This is a genomic window from Pelomonas margarita, from assembly GCF_043555875.1.
In the GTDB taxonomy this organism is placed as follows: Bacteria; Pseudomonadota; Gammaproteobacteria; order Burkholderiales; family Burkholderiaceae_C; genus Pelomonas; species Pelomonas margarita.
On record NZ_JBIGHW010000003.1, the window covers coordinates 56,258 to 73,772 of the forward strand.

Annotated in this window: 15 protein-coding genes; 8 read left to right on the forward strand and 7 right to left on the reverse strand. The window is 68.9% G+C overall.

The window, feature by feature from the left end; all coding sequences use genetic code 11:
• Window positions 1-2: 2 nt before the first annotated feature.
• Complete coding sequence (locus tag ACG0Z3_RS06260; protein ID WP_394396842.1) at window positions 3-2,003, forward strand: alpha/beta hydrolase family protein; 2,001 nt, start codon at window positions 3-5, stop codon at window positions 2,001-2,003.
• A gap of 80 nt (window positions 2,004-2,083) precedes the next feature.
• On the forward strand, window positions 2,084-4,090 hold the full coding sequence (locus ACG0Z3_RS06265; protein WP_394396346.1) for an alpha/beta hydrolase family protein: 2,007 nt from the start codon (window positions 2,084-2,086) through the stop codon (window positions 4,088-4,090).
• On the opposite strand, the gene ACG0Z3_RS06270 is transcribed toward ACG0Z3_RS06265, so the two are convergent.
• Entirely contained in the window at window positions 4,091-4,966 is an 876-nt protein-coding gene (locus ACG0Z3_RS06270) for a sterol desaturase family protein (RefSeq protein WP_394396348.1), read from the reverse strand.
• A gap of 127 nt (window positions 4,967-5,093) precedes the next feature.
• Between ACG0Z3_RS06270 and ACG0Z3_RS06275 the strand changes: the two genes are divergently transcribed.
• A complete protein-coding gene (locus ACG0Z3_RS06275) occupies window positions 5,094-6,080 on the forward strand; it encodes an AraC family transcriptional regulator (RefSeq protein WP_394396350.1) in 987 nt (328 codons plus the stop codon).
• Window positions 6,077-7,057: a DUF2804 domain-containing protein gene (locus ACG0Z3_RS06280; RefSeq protein WP_394396351.1), complete on the forward strand. Its 981-nt coding sequence runs from the start codon at window positions 6,077-6,079 to the stop codon at window positions 7,055-7,057. The genes ACG0Z3_RS06275 and ACG0Z3_RS06280 overlap by 4 nt, the downstream gene beginning before the upstream one ends.
• On the opposite strand, the gene ACG0Z3_RS06285 is transcribed toward ACG0Z3_RS06280, so the two are convergent.
• From ACG0Z3_RS06285 to ACG0Z3_RS06310, 6 genes are all read right to left on the reverse strand, one after another.
• The gene (locus ACG0Z3_RS06285; RefSeq protein ID WP_394396843.1) at window positions 6,998-8,164 is read right to left on the reverse strand and encodes a PepSY-associated TM helix domain-containing protein; all 1,167 of its coding nucleotides are present in this window, start codon (window positions 8,162-8,164) and stop codon (window positions 6,998-7,000) included. The genes ACG0Z3_RS06280 and ACG0Z3_RS06285 overlap by 60 nt on opposite strands.
• A gap of 13 nt (window positions 8,165-8,177) precedes the next feature.
• Window positions 8,178-10,280, reverse strand: a complete 2,103-nt coding sequence (locus ACG0Z3_RS06290; protein WP_394396353.1) for a TonB-dependent siderophore receptor — start codon at window positions 10,278-10,280, stop codon at window positions 8,178-8,180.
• Window positions 10,281-10,351: 71 nt separating this feature from the next.
• Window positions 10,352-10,570, reverse strand: a complete 219-nt coding sequence (locus ACG0Z3_RS06295; RefSeq protein WP_394396355.1) for a hypothetical protein — start codon at window positions 10,568-10,570, stop codon at window positions 10,352-10,354.
• 128 nt (window positions 10,571-10,698) lie between these two features.
• Window positions 10,699-13,290 (reverse strand): ATP-dependent chaperone ClpB, encoded by a 2,592-nt coding sequence (gene clpB, locus ACG0Z3_RS06300; RefSeq protein WP_394396357.1) that lies wholly within the window; start codon window positions 13,288-13,290, stop codon window positions 10,699-10,701.
• A 59-nt stretch (window positions 13,291-13,349) separates the two neighbouring features.
• On the reverse strand, window positions 13,350-13,715 hold the full coding sequence (gene crcB, locus ACG0Z3_RS06305; RefSeq protein WP_394396359.1) for a fluoride efflux transporter CrcB: 366 nt from the start codon (window positions 13,713-13,715) through the stop codon (window positions 13,350-13,352).
• Window positions 13,712-14,185, reverse strand: a complete 474-nt coding sequence (locus tag ACG0Z3_RS06310) for a molybdenum cofactor biosynthesis protein MoaE (protein WP_394396361.1) — start codon at window positions 14,183-14,185, stop codon at window positions 13,712-13,714. Before ACG0Z3_RS06310 ends, crcB begins: the two co-directional genes overlap by 4 nt.
• Window positions 14,186-14,299: 114 nt before the next feature.
• Here ACG0Z3_RS06310 and ACG0Z3_RS06315 point away from each other — a divergent pair, with 114 nt between their 5' ends.
• From ACG0Z3_RS06315 to ACG0Z3_RS06330, 4 genes are read left to right on the forward strand one after another with little or no spacing between them, the layout of a single operon-like run.
• Window positions 14,300-15,331, forward strand: coding sequence for an SPFH domain-containing protein (locus ACG0Z3_RS06315; RefSeq protein ID WP_394396363.1), 1,032 nt, complete (start codon window positions 14,300-14,302; stop codon window positions 15,329-15,331).
• Complete coding sequence (locus ACG0Z3_RS06320; protein ID WP_394396366.1) at window positions 15,324-16,904, forward strand: DUF4178 domain-containing protein; 1,581 nt, start codon at window positions 15,324-15,326, stop codon at window positions 16,902-16,904. The genes ACG0Z3_RS06315 and ACG0Z3_RS06320 overlap by 8 nt, the downstream gene beginning before the upstream one ends.
• Before the next feature lie 21 nt (window positions 16,905-16,925).
• Entirely contained in the window at window positions 16,926-17,147 is a 222-nt protein-coding gene (locus ACG0Z3_RS06325) for a DUF350 domain-containing protein (protein ID WP_394396369.1), read from the forward strand.
• Complete coding sequence (locus ACG0Z3_RS06330; protein ID WP_394396371.1) at window positions 17,140-17,484, forward strand: YciI family protein; 345 nt, start codon at window positions 17,140-17,142, stop codon at window positions 17,482-17,484. Before ACG0Z3_RS06325 ends, ACG0Z3_RS06330 begins: the two co-directional genes overlap by 8 nt.
• The last annotated feature ends 31 nt before the right edge of the window (window positions 17,485-17,515 follow it).

A 17,515-nucleotide genomic window follows, 5' to 3' on the forward strand; every position in this document is an offset into this window, starting at 1 on the left:
CGATGTTCCGCTGGGCGGCCTGCATGGCCGGTTTGCTGCTGGCCGCCTACGCCCAGGCCGCACCGCCCCCTGCCGAGGTGTTCTTCAGGGATCCCGACATCGTCGACGCCCGCCTGTCGCCCAGCGGGCGCTGGCTGGCCATCACCGGCACGCTGGGCGCCGAACGGGCCGGCCTGGTGGTGTTCGACGTCGTCAACGGCGGCCAGCCGCGCCGAGTGGTGCAGTTCGAGGACGGTGACGTCACCAACGTGCACTGGGTCAACGACGACCGGCTGGTGTTCAGTGCGGTGGACTTTTCGCAGGGCAGCGGACGCGGTCGCGGCGCCGGTGGCCTGTTCGCCGTCAATGCTGACGGCACCAAGCGGCTGCAGTTGGTGCGCCGGCTGAACACACGTACCGTTCGCGACCCGGCCACGGGCGGACTGCTGGAGTGGAACCACCGCCTGCTCAGCACACTGCGCTCGCGCGACGGCGTCGGCGGCGAGGAGGTGCTCGTGGGCCGCTTCACCGTCAACGACGACCGCACGCTGACGCCGCTGTGGCTGAACACCATGACCGGCCGCACCCGCAGCGCGGACTTCAAGGTGCCGGCCGACACCGTTGACCTGCTGACCGACCCGCAGGGCGAGGCGCGCGTGGCCATCGTGCGGCGCGACGACCGCATGAGTGCTGCCTGGCGCGCGCCCGGCAGCGATGACTGGCAGCCGCTGTTTGAGGCCGCGCTGGGCCAGGCCCCCTTCATGCCGTTCGGCGTGGACAGTGCCGGCACGCTCTACGTGACGCAGCCCCGCGGCCAGGACGGCCAGCAGGTGCTGGCCCGCTACGACTTCACGCGCCGCGCTCCCGAGGAGCAGCCGCTGGTCGTCACGCCGGGCTTTGACTTCACGGGTCAGTTGATGACGCAGAACGACGGCCAGCTGCGCGGCGTGCGCGTGGTGACCGAGGCGGAAACCACCGTGTGGCTGACCGACCGCATGAAGGCGCTGCAGGAGCAGGTAGACGGCCTGCTGCCCGGACGCGTCAACCGCCTCGTCTGCCGCCAGTGCGGCCAACCCGAGATGGTGGTGCTGGTGCACTCTTACAGCGACCGCGAGCCCGGCGAGTGGTGGGTGCATCGCGGCCCGCTGGACGGCGGCAAGGGCTGGCGCAAAGTGGGCCGCGCACACGAGGCCGTCAAGGCCGAGGACATGGCCGCGATGGCCTTCCAGCGCATCACCGCCCGCGACGGGCGCGACCTGCCGGTGTGGGTGACCCGCAGCCCCACCGCCAAGGGGCCGCTGCCGGCCGTGGTGCTGGTGCACGGCGGCCCGTGGTCGCGCGGCAGCAGCTGGGGCTGGCATGCACGGGCGCAATTTCTGGCTTCGCGCGGCTTTGTGGTCATCGAGCCGGAGTTCCGCGGCAGCACCGGCTACGGCGAGGCGCACATGAAGGCCGGCTTCCGCCAGTGGGGCCAGGCCATGCAGGACGACGTGGCCGACGCGCTGCGCTGGGCACAGAAACAGGGGCTGGCCAGCGACAAGGCCTGCATCGCCGGCGGCAGCTACGGCGGCTACAGCACCTTGATGGGCCTGGTGCGCGACCCGGCGCTGTACCGCTGCGGCGTGGCCTGGGTGGCAGTGGCCGACCTGGAACTGCTGGTGAACGGCTCCTTCTGGGTGGACGACGACTCGCACCTGATGCGCCGCTACCGCATGTCCGAGCTGGTGGCCGACGGCAAGGCCGACGCGGCGATGATCCTGGCCAACTCCCCCGTGCACCAGGCAGCCCGCATCAAGGCGCCGCTGCTGCTGGCCTTCGGCGAGGAAGACCGCCGCGTGCCGCTGGCCCACGGCAAGCGCCTGCGCGAGGCCCTGCAGGCGGCCGGCAACGAGCCCCAGTGGGTGACCTACCCGGGCGAAGGCCATAACTTTGCCGTGCTGAAGAACAAGGTGGACTTCGCCGAGCGCATGGCCGCCTTCCTGACACAGCACCTGGGGCCTGCAGGCACAGCGCCGACACGGTGAGTATTGCCAGGCTTGGCCGCCGACGCACCCGCTGGCTGCCCTAAGCTGCGCGCGCTGCCGCCAGAGCAGCGGGAGGATTCATGAGGACCATCGTCAGACGCTGGGCCGGCGCACTTGCCGGCCTGCTGTGCGGCGCCGCCGTGCAGGCCGCACCACCGCCGGCCGCCGAGGTGTTCTTCAAGGACCCCGACCTCGTCGACGTGCAGCTGTCCCCCTCGGGCCGGCTGCTGGCCCTGACGTCGGCCAAGGGGCTCAAGCGCGTGGGGCTGGCGGTGTTCGACCTGGGCAACGGCAAGGTCATGCGCACGGCGCAGTTCTCGGATGGCGACATCACGCAGGTGCAGTGGGTCAACGACAACCGGCTGGTGTTCGGCGTCGAGGACCTGTCCGACGGCAGCGGCCGGCCAAACGGCCTGCCAGGCCTGTTCGCCGTGAACCCCGACGGCGGCGACCTGCGCCAGTTGGTGCGCCGCATGGGCAAGCTCGTCGTCACCGACGGTAGCAACCGTAACGAGCGCCTGCTGGACTGGAACCACCGCCTGCTGCGCGTGCCCGCGCCACGGCCCGGCACCGAGGCCGGTGACGAGGTGCTCGTCGCCCACATCAGCATGGACGAAAGCCGCGTCGCGTCGCCGCTGTGGCTGAACACCCGCACCGGCCGCACCCGCAGCGTCGAGACCCAGGCACCGCCCCACACCGTCGCCTGGCTCACCGACAGCGGCGGCGAGCTGCGCGTGGCCATCACGCAGCACGAGGGCCGCCGGGGCGCGCACTGGCGCGGGCCCGGCGACGCCGCGTGGCGCCAGCTCTACGACACGCCGCTGTTCAAGACGCCCTTCAATCCGCATTCCGTCGACGACACCGGCCAGCTCTACGTGACGCGCACGCCGGGGCGCGACCAGCAGGTGGTGCTGGCCCGCTACGACTTCGCGCGTGGCGCGCCGGAGCCCCAGCCCGTCGTGACGGCGCCGGGCTTCGACTTCTGGGGCAGGCTGCTCAACGAGGGCGGCGGCGCGGCGCTGGGCGTGCGCCTCACGACCGACGGCGAAACCACCGTGTGGTTCCACCCGGCGCTCAAGGCGCTGCAGGCCGAAGCCGACGAGCGCCTGCCCGGGCGCATCAACCGCGTCGACTGCCGGCGCTGCGGCGAGCCCGACATGACCGCGCTGGTGCGCAGCTTCAGCGACCGCGATCCGGGCCAATGGTGGGTCTACCAGGCCCGGCCGCCCGAGGGCGAGAAGCCCTGGCGCGCCGTCGGCCGCGTGCGCAACGACGTGAAGCCCGCCGAAATGGCGACCATGGACTTTCACCGCATCCAGGCCCGCGACGGGCGCGACCTGCCGGTGTGGGTCACCCGCAGCCCGCAGGCGAAGGGGCCGTTGCCCGCGGTCGTGCTGGTGCACGGCGGGCCCTGGGTGCGCGGCAACGTGTGGGGCTGGCACGCCTGGGGCCAGTTCACCGCGTCGCGCGGCTATGTCGTCATCGAACCCGAGTTTCGCGGCAGTACCGGCTACGGCCATGCGCACTACAAGGCCGGCTTCAAGCAATGGGGCCAGGCCATGCAGGACGACGTGGCCGACGCGCTGAAGTGGGCGCAGCAGCAGGGCATCGCCGGCAGCAAGGCCTGCATCGCCGGCGCCAGCTACGGCGGCTACAGCACGCTGATGGGCCTCATCAAGGATCCCGACCTCTACCAGTGCGGCGTGGCCTGGGTGGCGGTGACCGACCTGGATCTCTACGTCAGCGGCTCCTGGTGGGTGCGCGACGACATCCCCGAGGCCGGCCGCCAGTACCAGCTGCCCGAAATGGTGGGGGACGCGGTGCAGGACGCCGACATGATCGTCGCCAACTCACCGGTGAAGCAGGCGGCACGGCTGAAGCGGCCGGTGCTGCTGGCCTTCGGCGAGGACGACCTGCGCGTGCCGCTGGCCCACGGCAAGCGCATGCGCGACGCGCTGCGCGCCGCCGGCAACGAGCCCGAGTGGGTCACCTACCCCGGCGAGGGCCACGGCTTCAGTGTCGTGAAGAACCGCGTGGACTTCGCCGAGCGCATGGCGGCCTTCCTGGACCGCCACCTGAAGCCCTGATCACGCCCTGAAGCCGTTGGAATGCCGCCGCCACGACGGCGGCTTCCACAGGTGGGCCAGGCGCAGGCCCCAGGTCTTCTCGGCGGCCATGTCGCGGAACATGGACCGCCACTCGTGCGCATTCAGCCAGAACAGGTGGTGCGTCGGGAACGGGTGCTCCAGGCCATAGTCCACCGGCTCGCGCTCCGGCTCGAAGGTGCCGAACAGGCGGTCGAACACGATCAGCGTGCCGCCGAAGTTCTTGTCGATGTACTGCGGGTTGCGGCCATGGTGGGCGCGGTGGTGCGAGGGCGTGTTGAAGACGGCCTCGAACCACGCCGGCATGCGCCCCACCCAGGTGGTGTGCACGAAGAACTGATAGCCCAGGTTCAGCGACAGCGCGAACAGCACCCAGCGCGGCTCGAAGCCCAGCCACACGGCCGGCAGGTAGAACAGCCAGTTGCCGGCCAGCGGGTAGAACCAGCTTTGCCGCAGCGCGGTGCCGAAGTTCATCTTCTCGGAGCCGTGGTGCACGACATGCGCGCACCAGAACCAGCGGATGCGGTGGCTCGCGCGGTGAAAGCCGTAGTACAGCAACTCCACGAACAGGAACAGGCCGAGGAAGCGCAGCGGCGTCACGTCGACGGTGAATAGCCGGTGGTCGTACACCCAGCCCATGGCCGGCAGCACCAGCACCGTCAGCAGCATCAGGTCGGCCACGAGGTAGCTGCCGCCGCTGTTCAGGCTGTCGATGCTGTCCCGCAGCTCGAACACCCCGGTCCTGCGAAAGCGCCAAGCCTCGCAGGCGATGGCGATCATGAACAGCGGCGACAGCACCAGCAGCGTCAGGTCGCGCCAGTCGAAGTGGCGTTGATAGAGATCGAGCACCCAGTCCATGCCGCGATATTGGCGCCAAATGCGCCCGGCTTCTTGACGGCAAACCCCGGGTTTTTGACAGATCACGCCAGGCCTGGGGTGATCCCGCAGCGGCAGCCGGGCAGGCACACGGGATGATGCCGGCCCCATGGATGACACCCGCGTCGCCGCCAGCTATGTCCAGTTGCTCTTCGAGCACCTGGCGGCGCAGGGTCGTGCGGGCGCCCTGGGCGAGCCGCCCTCGCCCGCCGAGGGCTTCGTCGCCCTCAAGCGCTGGCAGTCACTGCTGCAGCAGGCCCGTGACCTGGACCCCGGCCCCAAAGCCACCTTCACGCTGCGGCTGGCGCGCGGCATCGCGCCGCGGCACTTCGGCATCGTCGGCTTCGCGGCGCTGGCCTCTGGCACGCTGGCCGAGGCGCTGCAGCGGCTGGAGCGCCACCACCGCGCGATCTACGACGTCAACCTCGCACAGGTGCGCCCCTGTGCCGAGGGGCTGTGCATCGAATGGGGTGTGGCGCGCGGCCGGCCCGGCGCGCTGGTGGACGAGACGGCCATCGCCGCGCTGATGCAGCTGACGCGCGAGTTCACCGGCCGGCCGGTGCGCGCGCTGGCCGTGGACTTCGTCAACCCGCGACCGGCCGATGTGCGGCCATATGAAGACTTCTTCGGCGGCCCGGTGCGCTTCGGCCAGCCCAGCACGCGCGTCGTGCTGGCGGCAAGCGACCTCGCGTTGCCGCTGCGCGGCGCCGATGCCGCGCTGCTGGCGCTGCTGGACGCGCAGGCCGAGCGGCTGCTGCAAGAGGTGGCCGCCGTCGCCGGGCCGCTGGCCGTGTGGCGCCAGGCGCTGGTGGGGCTGATCCGCAGCGGCCGCACGCAGCTGGCCGATCTGGCCGACGACCTGCAGATGAGCCCGCGCAGCCTGCAGCGGCGCCTGGCCGATCAGGGCATCAGCTTCCAGGCGCTGCTGGGCCAGACCCGCCAGCAGTTGGCCGAGGCCTATCTGCGCGACGCCAGCGTGGAGCTCGCCGAGGTGGCGCTGCTGCTGGGCTATTCCGAACAAAGCGCCTTCACGCGCGCCTTCCGGCAATGGACGGGCCAGGCACCGTTGCAATGGCGCCGGCAGCAAGCGGGATGACGCCGGCACCTGCCAGCGTCGTCATCGACGGCGCGCCCGCCCACGGCCGTTACGTGGGCCGCATCGCGGCCATCGACTGGTCGGGCCTGCAGCCCCGGCCCGGCCGCCTGTGGCGCCGGCTGCACCACAAGCGCTGGCATTACGTGGGCCTGGGCAACGAGGCCGTGTTCATCGGCGTCGCCATCGTCGATGTCGGCTGGGCCGTCAGTGCGTTCGCCTATCTGTTCGACCGCCAGACCCGCACGCTGCGGGCCGACTGGAGCCAGGACGGCCTGCCCGGCCTGCAGGCCCGGGTGGGCGACGCGCCGCTGGCCGGCGCCGACGCGTGGTTCCGCGGCCCCGGCGCGCGGCTGTCGCTGCGAGAAACCGGCAACCGCCTGCAGTTGCAGGTCGCCACGCGCGCGCTGCGCGTCGACGCCGAGCTGGACCTCGCCGCTATGGCGCCGCCGTTGCTGGCCGTCGGCCCCATTGCCGGCGGCCTGGCGCATGCGACGCAGAAGACCACCGCCCTGCCCGTGCGCGGCTGGGCCGAGGCGGCCGGGCAACGCTTCGCGCTGGACGGCGCCTGGGCAGCCGTCGACGCGTCCAACGGCCTGCTGGCGCGGGACACCGCCTGGCGCTGGGCCAGCGCGCACCGGCCCGATGTCGGCTTCAACCTGCAGCAAGGCTACTTCGGCAGCCACGAGAACGTGTTGTGGCTGGACGGCCAGCCCACGGCGCTGGGCACGGCACATTTCGACTTCGACGCCACCCGCCCACTGGCGCCGTGGCGCCTGCGCACCGACGACGGCCTGCTGGACCTGGCCTTCACGCCCGAGGGCGCCCGCGCAGCCGACAAGGACCTCGGTGTTGCCGCCAGCCGCTACGTGCAGCCGGTGGGCACGTTCTCGGGCAGTGTGCGGGCCGGCCCGCAGGCGCTAGCGCGCCGTGTCGACGGCCTGCTCGGCGTGACCGAGGACCACCGCTCGCGCTGGTGAGCGGGTGGGGTTGCGCTTCTTCAGCCACAAGTACAGGCCGCTGCCCAGCACCAGGATGGTGGCAATGTCCAGCAGCGCCCACAAGATCTTCATCGGCATGCCGCCGTAGTCGCCGAAGTGCAGCGGCTGCGAGATCAGCAAGGCGTCCAGGTACCAGGGCATCTCCGGCGCGTTCGTGACCTGCGCCGTGCGGGCGTCCACCAGCACCGGGATCAGCAGCTTGGACGTCAGCGGCGTGTCGCCACGCATGAAAAACGTGGTGTGGTGCGGGCTGGAGAACGACGTGCCGGGGAAGGCCACGAAGAACAGCTTCTTGCCCGGCGCTGCGGCCTGGGCCGCGTCCAGCATGCGCTGCAGCGGCGCACGCTCACTTTCCGGCACCAGTGGCTGGCCCTGGTAGGGTTTCACCAGCTCGCCGACATGCTCGTACTGCCAATACTTGATCAGCAGGTCGGCCCAGGTGTTGATCATGCCCGTGGCGCCGACGACGAAGCACCACACCAGCGTGACGATGCCGATCAGGTTGTGCAGGTCCAGCCAGCGCGTGCGTGCAGAGCGCTCGTGGCGCACGGTGCCGAAGTCCAGCTTGCGCATGAACGGCGCATACAGCACCACGCCCGACACCAAGGCCACCAGCAGCAGCAGGCCCATGAAGCCCAGGAACAGCTTGCCCGGCAGCCCGGCGAACAGGTCCACGTGCAGGCGGAACATCAGGTCCATGAAGCCCTCGCCGACCTTGTACTCGCCGACAACCTGGGCTGTGCGTCCGTCCACCATCACCGACTTGTAGTCCTCGGTCGGTGCAGGCGTGGGCGTCAGCGTGCTCCACCATAGGCGGTCGTCGTCGTCGGACTTGCCCATGAACTGCACGATGCGGTCCGGGTACTTCGCACGTGCGGCGGCCATCACGTCGTCGGCCGATGCGCGCAGCCGGTCCTGCGCGGCGGGCAGCGTCGGCGCCTCGATCTCGGTGCCCAGCAGGTGGCCGATCTCATGATGAAAGATCAACGGAAGGCCGGTCAGGCACAGCAGCAGCATGAAGACGGTGCAGACGAGGCTGCTCCACTTGTGCAGCCAGGTCCAGACCCGGAGCGTGCGCGTGTTCAGGCTCATGGCGGGCTCAGAGCTTGTAGTTCAGCGTCACGGCCACATTGCGCGGGGCGCCGTAGATCGCGCCATATGCCAGGCCGCCGATGGCCTTCTTGTTGAACAGGTTGTTGACGTTCAGGCGCAGCGTGGTGCGGTTGCTCAGGTCGTAGGCGGCGAAACCGTTGGCCAGCACATAGCTGTCCTGCCTGGCGCTGCCGACCTTGTAGACGTCGGACTGCCAGCGTGCATTCACGCCCAGGTTCAGCGCCGGCAGCGCCGGCACACGGCCCGACACGGTGAGGTTCAGCGTGCGGCGCGGCACCCATTCATAGATGTCCTTGCCGTCCGGGCCGGTCAGCTTCAGGTGCGTGTAGCCCGCCGTGAGCTTGGCATCCTTGCTCAGCCGGCCGGTCGCCTCGACCTCGAAGCCGCGCGACTTCACGTCCATCGGCTTGTACCAGTACTGCCCGCCGGCGGTCACACCGCCGTAGGTCGCCAGGCCTTCCTGCCTGGCCGTGAAGACGGCGAGGGTGGTCAGCAGCGCCTTGTTCAGCCACTCTGCCTTCACGCCGGTCTCGGCGTTGACGCCCTTCACCGGCGCCAGCAGCAAGCCGCTGGCATCGGCCTGTTCCTGGGGCTGGAAGATGTCCGAATAGGACGCATAGGCCAGCAGGTCCGGCGTGATGTCGTAGGTGAGGCCGACGTAGGGGCTGAGCTTCTCGGTCTTCGGGTCCAGCAACTGGCCGCCGCTGCCGTAGCGAGATTGGCCGCCACGCACGTGGCGCATCGCATTGACACCGGCGATGAGCTTCATCGAATCGGTCAGCGCCAGGCGCGATGCGGCGTAGAAGCGCGTCAACGACTGCTCGCCGCTATTGCATGCCGTGCGCGCCCCCCAGCTGGGCTCGGCGACGACGTTGCCACCGTAGGGCATGGCAGGAACGGGCAGCATGGCCGGCGTGTCCGCGCAGGTCGGCGCCAGCAGGTAGGTGTCGCTGGCAGTCTTCTCGGTGGAGCGGTTCACGCCGAACACCAGGCTGTGCTTGCGGCCCCAAGCGTTGAAGGTCCCGCTGACGTTGGCGTCCAGCACGTGGTTGTCGGCGCTGCCCACGCTGCGGTAGGGCCAGCCGACCAGGCCGGTGCTGCCGGGATATACATACAACAGCGCCGTCCATTCGTTGCTGTGACGGTAGTTGTAGGTCGCCTTGGCCTCCCAGTCGGCGCCCAGCTTGTGCGCGTACTCGACGAAGCCGCTGTAAGACTTGGTGTTCCAGTAGGTCCACTGCTGCGACGTGGACGTGCCCACGGGGTAGTCGGCCTGCGTGCCATCCGCGCGCAGCAGCGTCAGCGAGCCCCACATCGGCGAATCTTGCTGGCCGTCGATGGCAGTGACGCCCACCGTCAGCACGCCGTGGTCGCCAATCTGGCCGTCAACCACGCCGTAAACGGTCGTGCGCTTGTCCTTGAGATCACGCAGGTAGGAGTCCTTGTCCTCGGTAGCAACGATGAGGCGGCCGGCCCAGGCGCCGTCCTGGGTCAGCACCTTGTTGTAGTCCAGCGCGGCGCGCTTCTTGTTCCACGAACCGAACGTGACTTCGACCTCACCACCGTCCTGGTTGGTGGGACGCTTGCGCACGTAGTTGATCGTGCCGGAGGAGTTGCCCACACCGGTCAGCAGACCGTTGGCGCCGCGGATCAGCTCGATCTTCTCGAACAGGAAGGTGTCCTCGCGGCCCACCACGGTGCCCCAGGAGTTGCTCATGCCCAGACCATCCAGCTGCGTCAGCTGAATCTCGAAGCCGCGCGCGTTGAAGGTCGCACGGTTGGTCTCGTACTGCTCGACATTGATGCCGGTCGCCAGCGCCAGCGCCTCGTTGCTGCCGCTGACGCCGAAGTTGGTGATGTCTTCCTTGTCGAGGGTGCTGATGGTCTGCGGCGTGTCCTTCAGCTCCATCGCCAGACCGGTCGCTCCCTTGGAAACGCGGTTGGCGCGCTTGCCGGTGATGGTCACGGTCTGCAGGCTGGCACTTGTGGCGGCGGGCTGGGCGTCGTTTTGCGACTGTGCATGGGCCGGGGTCAGCGCCGCAGCAGCGGCCAGCGCACAGGCGGTCAGCAGGAAGTTGTGGGTATTCATGGCGTGAAAAGCAAGAGAAAGAGAAGAAGGCCGGCGGCAGCGTCACCGCCCGACAAGAGGAAGGTCAGGCGTCAGCGGCGCCACGCGTACCAGGCCATGACCAGCACCGGCACGCCAAGCGCGAGCCACGACCAGGCATCACCCCAGTCGTCGGAAACCAGCGCCGACAGCAGCCCGCTGGTGCTCAGCAGCCCCAGCACCGCAGGCCAGCCCCACAGCTTCAGCATCGGATGAAAGCGATTTCGCCGCGACGCCTGCGCATCGCGGTGGCCGGAATGTGTTGCATTCATGAGAAACCAAATAAGAACTATTCGTATTCTACACACCAGCCGTAAAAAAGCCGCCTCCCCTGTCGGCGAAGGCGGCTGCGGCGTCGTGCTCGGTTCAGACGCGACGCCGGGCGCGGTGCGGCGGCGGATCAGTGCACGACGCGCCCGAACGAGAACTCGCCGCCGTCCACATCCACCGGGATCACGTCCTTCGGGCCGAACTTGCCTTCCAGGATCAGCCGGGACAGCGGGTTCTCCACACGCTGCTGGATGGCACGCTTCAGCGGTCGGGCGCCGAACACCGGGTCGAAGCCGACCTTGGCGATCTCGTCCAGTGCGGCCTCGGACACGTCCAGCTTCATCTCCAGCTTTTCCAGGCGCGCCTCCAGCTGGCGCAGCTGGATCTTCGCGATGGCCTTGATGTTGTCGGCCCCCAGCGCGTGGAAGATGACGGTCTCGTCGATGCGGTTCAGGAACTCGGGCCGGAAGTGGCTCTTGACCTCGCCCCAGACCGCATCACGGATGACGTCCTCGCCCTGCCCCGCCAGCGCCATGATGTGCTGGCTGCCGAGATTGGACGTCATCACGATGACCGTGTTCTTGAAGTCCACCGTGCGGCCCTGGCCGTCCGTCAGGCGGCCATCGTCCAGCACCTGCAGCAGCACGTTGAACACGTCCGGGTGGGCCTTCTCGACCTCATCGAGCAGCAGCACCGAGTAGGGCTTGCGCCGCACGGCTTCGGTCAGCGTGCCGCCTTCCTCGTAGCCCACGTAGCCCGGCGGCGCGCCGATCAGGCGGCTGACCGAGTGCTTCTCCATGAACTCGCTCATGTCGATGCGCACCATGTGGTCTTCGCTGTCGAACAGGAAGCCGGCCAGCGCCTTGCACAGCTCGGTCTTGCCGACGCCTGTCGGGCCGAGGAACAGAAAGCTGCCCAGCGGCCGGTTCGGGTCGGACAGGCCGGCGCGCGAGCGGCGGATGGCGTCGGACACGGCCTGGATGGCCTCGTCCTGGCCCACCACGCGCTCGTGCAGCTTGCCTTCCATCTGCAGCAGCTTCTCGCGCTCGCCCTGCATCAGCTTGGAGACCGGAATGCCGGTGGCACGGGCCACGACCTCGGCGATTTCTTCAGCGCCCACCAGCGTGCGCAGCAGCTGCGGCTTGTTGCCGCCCACCTTGCTGGCTTCCTTGTCCTGCGCTTCCTTGAGCTGCTTCTCCAGCCCCGGCAGCTTGCCGTACTGCAGCTCGGCGACCTTGTTGAAGTCGCCCTTGCGCTTGAGTTCCTCGATCTGTTGCTTGATGCGGTCGATCTCTTCCTTCACGTGCGCCGAGCCCTGCGCCTGCGCCTTCTCGGCGGTCCAGATCTCTTCCAGGTCGTCGTACTCGCGCTGCAGCTTCAGCAGCTCGTCCTCGATGAGGGCGAAGCGCTTCTGCGAGCCCTCGTCCTTCTCCTTGCGCACGGCCTCGCGCTCGATCTTCAGCTGGATCATGCGACGGTCCAGCCGGTCCATGGCCTCGGGCTTGGAGTCGATCTCGATCTTGATCTTGGCCGCGGCCTCGTCGATGAGGTCGATGGCCTTGTCGGGCAGGAAGCGGTCGGTGATGTAGCGGTGGCTCAGCTCGGCCGCGGCGACGATGGCAGGGTCGGTGATCTCCACGCCGTGGTGCACCTCATACTTCTCCTGCAGCCCGCGCAGGATGGCGATGGTGGCCTCCACGCTGGGCTCGTCCACCAGCACCTTCTGGAAGCGCCGCTCCAGCGCGGCGTCCTTCTCGACGTACTTGCGGTATTCGTCCAAGGTGGTGGCGCCGATGCAGTGCAGCTCGCCGCGCGCCAACGCGGGCTTGAGCATGTTGCCGGCGTCGATGGCGCCCTCGGCCTTGCCGGCACCCACCATCGTGTGGATCTCGTCGATGAACAGGATGGTCTGGCCCTCGTCCTGAGCCACCTCCTTCAGCACGCCCTTCAGGCGCTCCTCGAAGTCGCCGCGGTACTTGGCGCCGGCCAGCAGCAGTGCCATGTCCAGCACCAGCACGCGCTTGTTCTTCAGCGAATCAGGCACCTCGCCATTGATGATGCGCTGCGCCAGGCCCTCGACGATGGCCGTCTTGCCCACGCCCGGCTCACCGATCAAGACGGGATTGTTCTTGCTACGGCGCTGCAGCACCTGGATGGCGCGGCGGATTTCTTCATCCCGACCGATGACCGGGTCCAGCTTGCCCAGGCGGGCGCGCTCGGTCAGGTCCAGCGTGTACTTCTTCAGCGCCTCGCGCTGGCCCTCGGCCTCGGCCGAGTCGACGCTCTGGCCGCCGCGCACCGCTTGGATGGCGGCTTCCAGCGCCTTGCGCGTCAGGCCGTGGCCGCGCACGACGCCGGCCAGGTCGGTCTTGGCGTCGCTGAGCGCCAGCAGGAACATCTCGCTGGCGATGAACTGGTCGCCGCGCTTGCCGGCCTCCTTCTCGGCGGCCTGCAGCAGCGCGACGAGGTCGCGGCCCGCCTGCACGGTCTGCCCGGCACCGCTGACCTGCGGCAGCCCAGCCATCAGACCATCCAGTGCCGTCTTCAGCGCGGGCGACTTGACGCCGGCACGCTCCAGCAGCGCGCGCGGCCCGTCGTCCTGGGCCAGCATGGCCGACAGCACGTGGACGGGCTCGATGTAGGGGTTGTCACGGCTCAGGGCCAGGCTCTGCGCCTCGCCCAGGGCTTCCTGGAAACGGGTGGTGAACTTGTCGGCTCGCATGGGATGGGACCTCCTGTTGCCAAGCCAAGTGGGCGCCCTTCAGCGCTTTTCAAGTTGACTCAGATCAAGCCCTGTATCAGCTTCATGCCCAGCCAGGCCGCCAACAGCGAGCCCAGCACGTGGGCCAGCGCATGGGCCAGTGCCATGCCCAGCTCGCCGTGGCGCAGCAGCGCCAGCGACTCGCCTGAGAACGCAGAGAACGTCGTCAACCCGCCGAGGAAGCCGGTCACCAGCAGCAGCTTCAGCCACGCGTCGGGCTGGCGGTCGAACCACGCCAGCGCCATGCCGATGAGCAGGCCGCCGACCACGTTGACCAGCAGCGTCCCAAGCGGAAAGCCGGCCCAGCGTGCGTTGAGCAGCAACCCCGCCTGCCAGCGCGTCAGTGCACCCAGCGCGGCGCCGATGGACACGGCCAGCGCGTTCACGCCGCGTTCCCGGCGGCAATGCCCCAGCGCGCCAGCGCCTCGTCGTCGGCCACACGGGCGTCCACCCAGTGCGCACCATCCGGCGTGTGCTCCTTCTTCCAGAACGGCGCCTGCGTCTTCAGGTAGTCCATCAGGAACTCGCAGGCCTGGAAGGCCTGGCCGCGGTGGGCGCTGCTCACCAGCACCAGCACGATCTGCTCGCGCGCCAGCAGCCGCCCGACGCGGTGGATGACACGCGCGCCCAGGATGTCGAACCGCGCCAGCGCCTCGTCCACCATGGCCTCGATGGCCGCTTCGGTCATGCCAGGGTAATGCTCCAGCTCCATTTCCGAGACGGCCGCGCCGCTGCTGTGCTCCCGCACGGTGCCGACAAAGGCGACGACGGCACCGACGCCACCGTCGTGCCGGCGCAGTTGCAAGGTCTCGTGACCAAGGTCGAAATCGTCGGCCTGGATAAGTACTCTGGGCATGGCACAGATTCTCACCTCCCCGTGCGGTGAGATTCACGTGTTTGCGACAGGCCGCTCCGGCCCGCCGCCCGATACTTCCGGGCAACTTCCCTTTCATCGTTCGCAGGAACCGACATGGCCCTGATGGATTTCATCAAGAAACAGTTCATAGACGTCATCCAGTGGACGGAAGACGGCGATGGCACGCTGTCGTGGCGCTTTCCGATGGCCGGCATGGAAATCCAGAATGGCGGCCAGCTCGTCGTGCGCGAGTCGCAGGTCGCCGTCTTCGTCAACGAGGGCCAGGTGGCCGACGTCTTCGGCCCCGGCACCCACAAGCTGACGACGCAGACGCTGCCGGTGCTGACCTATCTGAAGAACTGGGACAAGCTGTTCGAGTCGCCCTTCAAGAGCGACGTCTACTTCTTCAGCACCCGCCAGCAGATCGACCAGCGCTGGGGCACCAGCCAGCCCATCGCCATCCGCGACAAGGACTTCGGCGCCGTGCGCCTGCGCGCCTTCGGCAACTATGCCTACCGCGTCCAGGACGCCAAGACCTTCCACAGCCAGATCTCCGGCACGCGCGAGCGCTACACGGTGCAAGAGCTGGAAGGCCAGCTGCGCGGCCTCATGCTGCAGCACATCAGCGACGCCGTCGCCGGCAGCGGCACGCCGTTCCTGGACCTGGCTGCCAACCAGACCGAGTTCGCCGCCGCCCTCCAGGCCGCCACCGCACCCGCATTCGCTGCGCTGGGGCTGGAGCTGATCTCGGTGACGATGCAGAACGTGTCGCTGCCCGAGGAGCTGCAGAAGATTCTCGACCAGCGCATCGGCATGGGCATCATTGGCCAGAACATGGGCCAGTTCATGCAGTACCAAGCCGCGCAAGCCCTGCCCGAGATGGCCAAGGGCGCCGCCGGCGGCGGCAGCGGCATCGCGGGCGAAGCCATCGGCCTGGGTGCCGGCGTGGCGCTGGGCCAGACGCTGGCGCAGACGCTGGGTCAGGGCCTAGCCGGTGTGGGCGCTGCCGCGCCAGCACCTGCGGTCAGCCGGCCGGACGACATCGTCTCGCTGCTGGAAAAGCTCGGCGACCTCAAGGCCAAGGGCATCCTGACCGACGAGGAATTCGCCGCCAAAAAAGCGGACCTCCTGAAGAAGCTTGGCTGAGTCACAGCGCCGCTGGCGCGCGAGCTGCCCCAACTGCGGCGCGCCCGTCGAGTTCGCGAGCGCAGCGTCGGCCAGCGCCGTGTGCGGCTTCTGCCGCAGCACGCTGCTGCGCGACGGTGACACGCTGAGCCGCATCGGCCAGAGCGCCGAGATTTTTGACGACTACTCGCCGCTGCAACTGGGCGCCACCGGGCGCTGGATGGGTGCCGGTTTCGCCGTGGTCGGCCGCGTGCAGCGCGGCTCGGAGCTGGGCAACTGGAACGAATGGCATCTGCTGTTCGACGCCGACGGCACGCCCCGCGTGGCCTGGCTCAGTGAGGACAACGGCCAGTTCGTCCTCAGCTTCGAGGCGCCACTGGACGAGGCGCCGCCGCCCGCCCCCCAGGTCGGCCAGCCGCTGACGCTGGCGGGCCAGCACTGGCAGGTGGCTGCCGTGATCCAGGCTACCGTGCGCGCCGCCGAAGGCGAGCTGCCGCGCGTGCCGCAGGACGGCGGCGTCGTCGAGTTGCGCAATGAGCGCGACGAGGTGGGCGCGCTGGAACACCGCCAGGATCTCTCCTTCGTCTGGTCCGTCGGCCGCCCGGTGCAGCTGGCCGAGCTGGCACTGCAGGGCCTGCGCACGACGGCCGAGGGCGACTCCATCGCCGAGGCCCGGTTCAAGGGCCGCGCCATCGGCTGCCCCAGCTGCGGCGCGCCGCTGGAGCCCCAGCTCGCGCAGACCAAGAGCATGGTCTGCGCGCAGTGCAACGCCGTTGTCGACCTGCCCGAGGGCGACGCCAAGGCGCTGGGCTTCACCGCGCAGTCGCCAGGGCAGCCGCCGCTGATCCCGCTGGGCCGCAGCGGTTCACTGCCCGATGCCAGCGGCAAGCCGCAGACCTGGCAGGTCGTGGGCTACCAGGAACGCTGCGATATCCCCGAGGATGCGGAGGACGAGCAGAGCTTCTGGCGCGAGTACCTGCTGTTCAACCGGCTGGCGGGCTTTGCCTTCCTCGTGGACACGCAAGAAGGCTGGAGCCTGGTGCAGACGCTGACCGGGGCGCCCATCCCGTCGCGCAAGGGCGCGACCTGGAAGGGCCGCGCCTACGACCAGCGCTGGACCTATCAGGCCAAGACGACCCATGTGCTGGGCGAGTTCTACTGGCCCGTGCGGCTGGACGACCGCGTGCAGGTGACCGATTTCGCCAGCGCCGACGGCCAGTTCCTGCTGAGCCGGGAACAGCAGGGCCCGGAGGTCACGTGGAGCGCCGGCCGCACGCTGCCCGCCGCAACCGTGCAAAAAGCCTTCGGTCTGGCCACCGCGCCGGCCGCAACGTTCACGCGCGACGCCGCGGCCTTCAACGCCGGTGGCGCCAAGCTGCTGGTCTATCTGTTCTTCGGACTGTTCGTGCTGCTCCTGCTGGGCGCGCTACTGCGCGCCTGCGCCAGCGACGACTGCCAACAGTACAAGACCAGCTTCGGCGAAAACAGCAACGAATACCGCCAATGCCGTGCCAACACGCGCGGCAGCGGCGTCTACATCCCCAGTGGCGGCAGCTACGGCGGCTACAGCAGCGGTGGCGGCAGCCACAAATAAGACGCACAAGGAGCGCTCACCATGACCCTCGACTGGCTCAAGCCCGAAGTCGTCCTCGGCACGACGATGTACGCCCTCATCGGCGTCGCCATCTTCTGGATCTGCTTCATCGTGGTCGACAAGATCACGCCCTACAAGCTGTGGGAAGAGATCGTCGAACACAAGAACCTGGCGCTGGCCATCGTCGTCGGGGCGATGTGCATCTCCATCGGCAACATCGTCGCTGCGGCGATTCATGGCTGAGCATGACTTCGCCGTGCTGACGGCGAATGCCCATGAAGACTGGACGCTGTTCGCCGTCCGTTTTCACGACAAGCCCGGCGCCGGCGAGCTGCGCCAGCAACTGCTGCAAGCTCACCTCGAATGGGTCGCAGCCCAGCGCAGCATGCTGCGGGTGGCAGGCTCGCTGCGCACATCGTCCGACGCGACGCCGGTGGGCGCGCTGTGGGTCGTTCGCGCGCCGGACAAGGCCGCCGTCGAGGCGCTGATCGCCACCGACCCCTTCACCACCGGCGGCCTGCGTGCCGGTTGGGACATCTTCCACTGGAGCAAGGCGCTGCCGGAGCCGGTGTCTTTCTAGCCGACACTCGCGGCCCGTCGCTCTGCACAGG

What these genes read in the sequence shown, in the direction of transcription:
- ACG0Z3_RS06290 (WP_394396353.1), bottom strand. Translation starts at nt 10,280, where the DNA reads ATGAATACCCACAACTTCCTGCTGACCGCCTGTGCGCTGGCCGCTGCT.
- ACG0Z3_RS06275 (WP_394396350.1), top strand. Translation starts at nt 5,094, where the DNA reads ATGGATGACACCCGCGTCGCCGCCAGCTATGTCCAGTTGCTCTTCGAG.
- ACG0Z3_RS06330 (WP_394396371.1), top strand. Translation starts at nt 17,140, where the DNA reads ATGGCTGAGCATGACTTCGCCGTGCTGACGGCGAATGCCCATGAAGAC.
- clpB (WP_394396357.1), bottom strand. Translation starts at nt 13,290, where the DNA reads ATGCGAGCCGACAAGTTCACCACCCGTTTCCAGGAAGCCCTGGGCGAG.
- ACG0Z3_RS06315 (WP_394396363.1), top strand. Translation starts at nt 14,300, where the DNA reads ATGGCCCTGATGGATTTCATCAAGAAACAGTTCATAGACGTCATCCAG.
- ACG0Z3_RS06280 (WP_394396351.1), top strand. Translation starts at nt 6,077, where the DNA reads ATGACGCCGGCACCTGCCAGCGTCGTCATCGACGGCGCGCCCGCCCAC.
- ACG0Z3_RS06270 (WP_394396348.1), bottom strand. Translation starts at nt 4,966, where the DNA reads ATGGACTGGGTGCTCGATCTCTATCAACGCCACTTCGACTGGCGCGAC.
- ACG0Z3_RS06310 (WP_394396361.1), bottom strand. Translation starts at nt 14,185, where the DNA reads ATGCCCAGAGTACTTATCCAGGCCGACGATTTCGACCTTGGTCACGAG.
- ACG0Z3_RS06325 (WP_394396369.1), top strand. Translation starts at nt 16,926, where the DNA reads ATGACCCTCGACTGGCTCAAGCCCGAAGTCGTCCTCGGCACGACGATG.
- ACG0Z3_RS06265 (WP_394396346.1), top strand. Translation starts at nt 2,084, where the DNA reads ATGAGGACCATCGTCAGACGCTGGGCCGGCGCACTTGCCGGCCTGCTG.
- ACG0Z3_RS06260 (WP_394396842.1), top strand. Translation starts at nt 3, where the DNA reads ATGTTCCGCTGGGCGGCCTGCATGGCCGGTTTGCTGCTGGCCGCCTAC.
- ACG0Z3_RS06295 (WP_394396355.1), bottom strand. Translation starts at nt 10,570, where the DNA reads ATGAATGCAACACATTCCGGCCACCGCGATGCGCAGGCGTCGCGGCGA.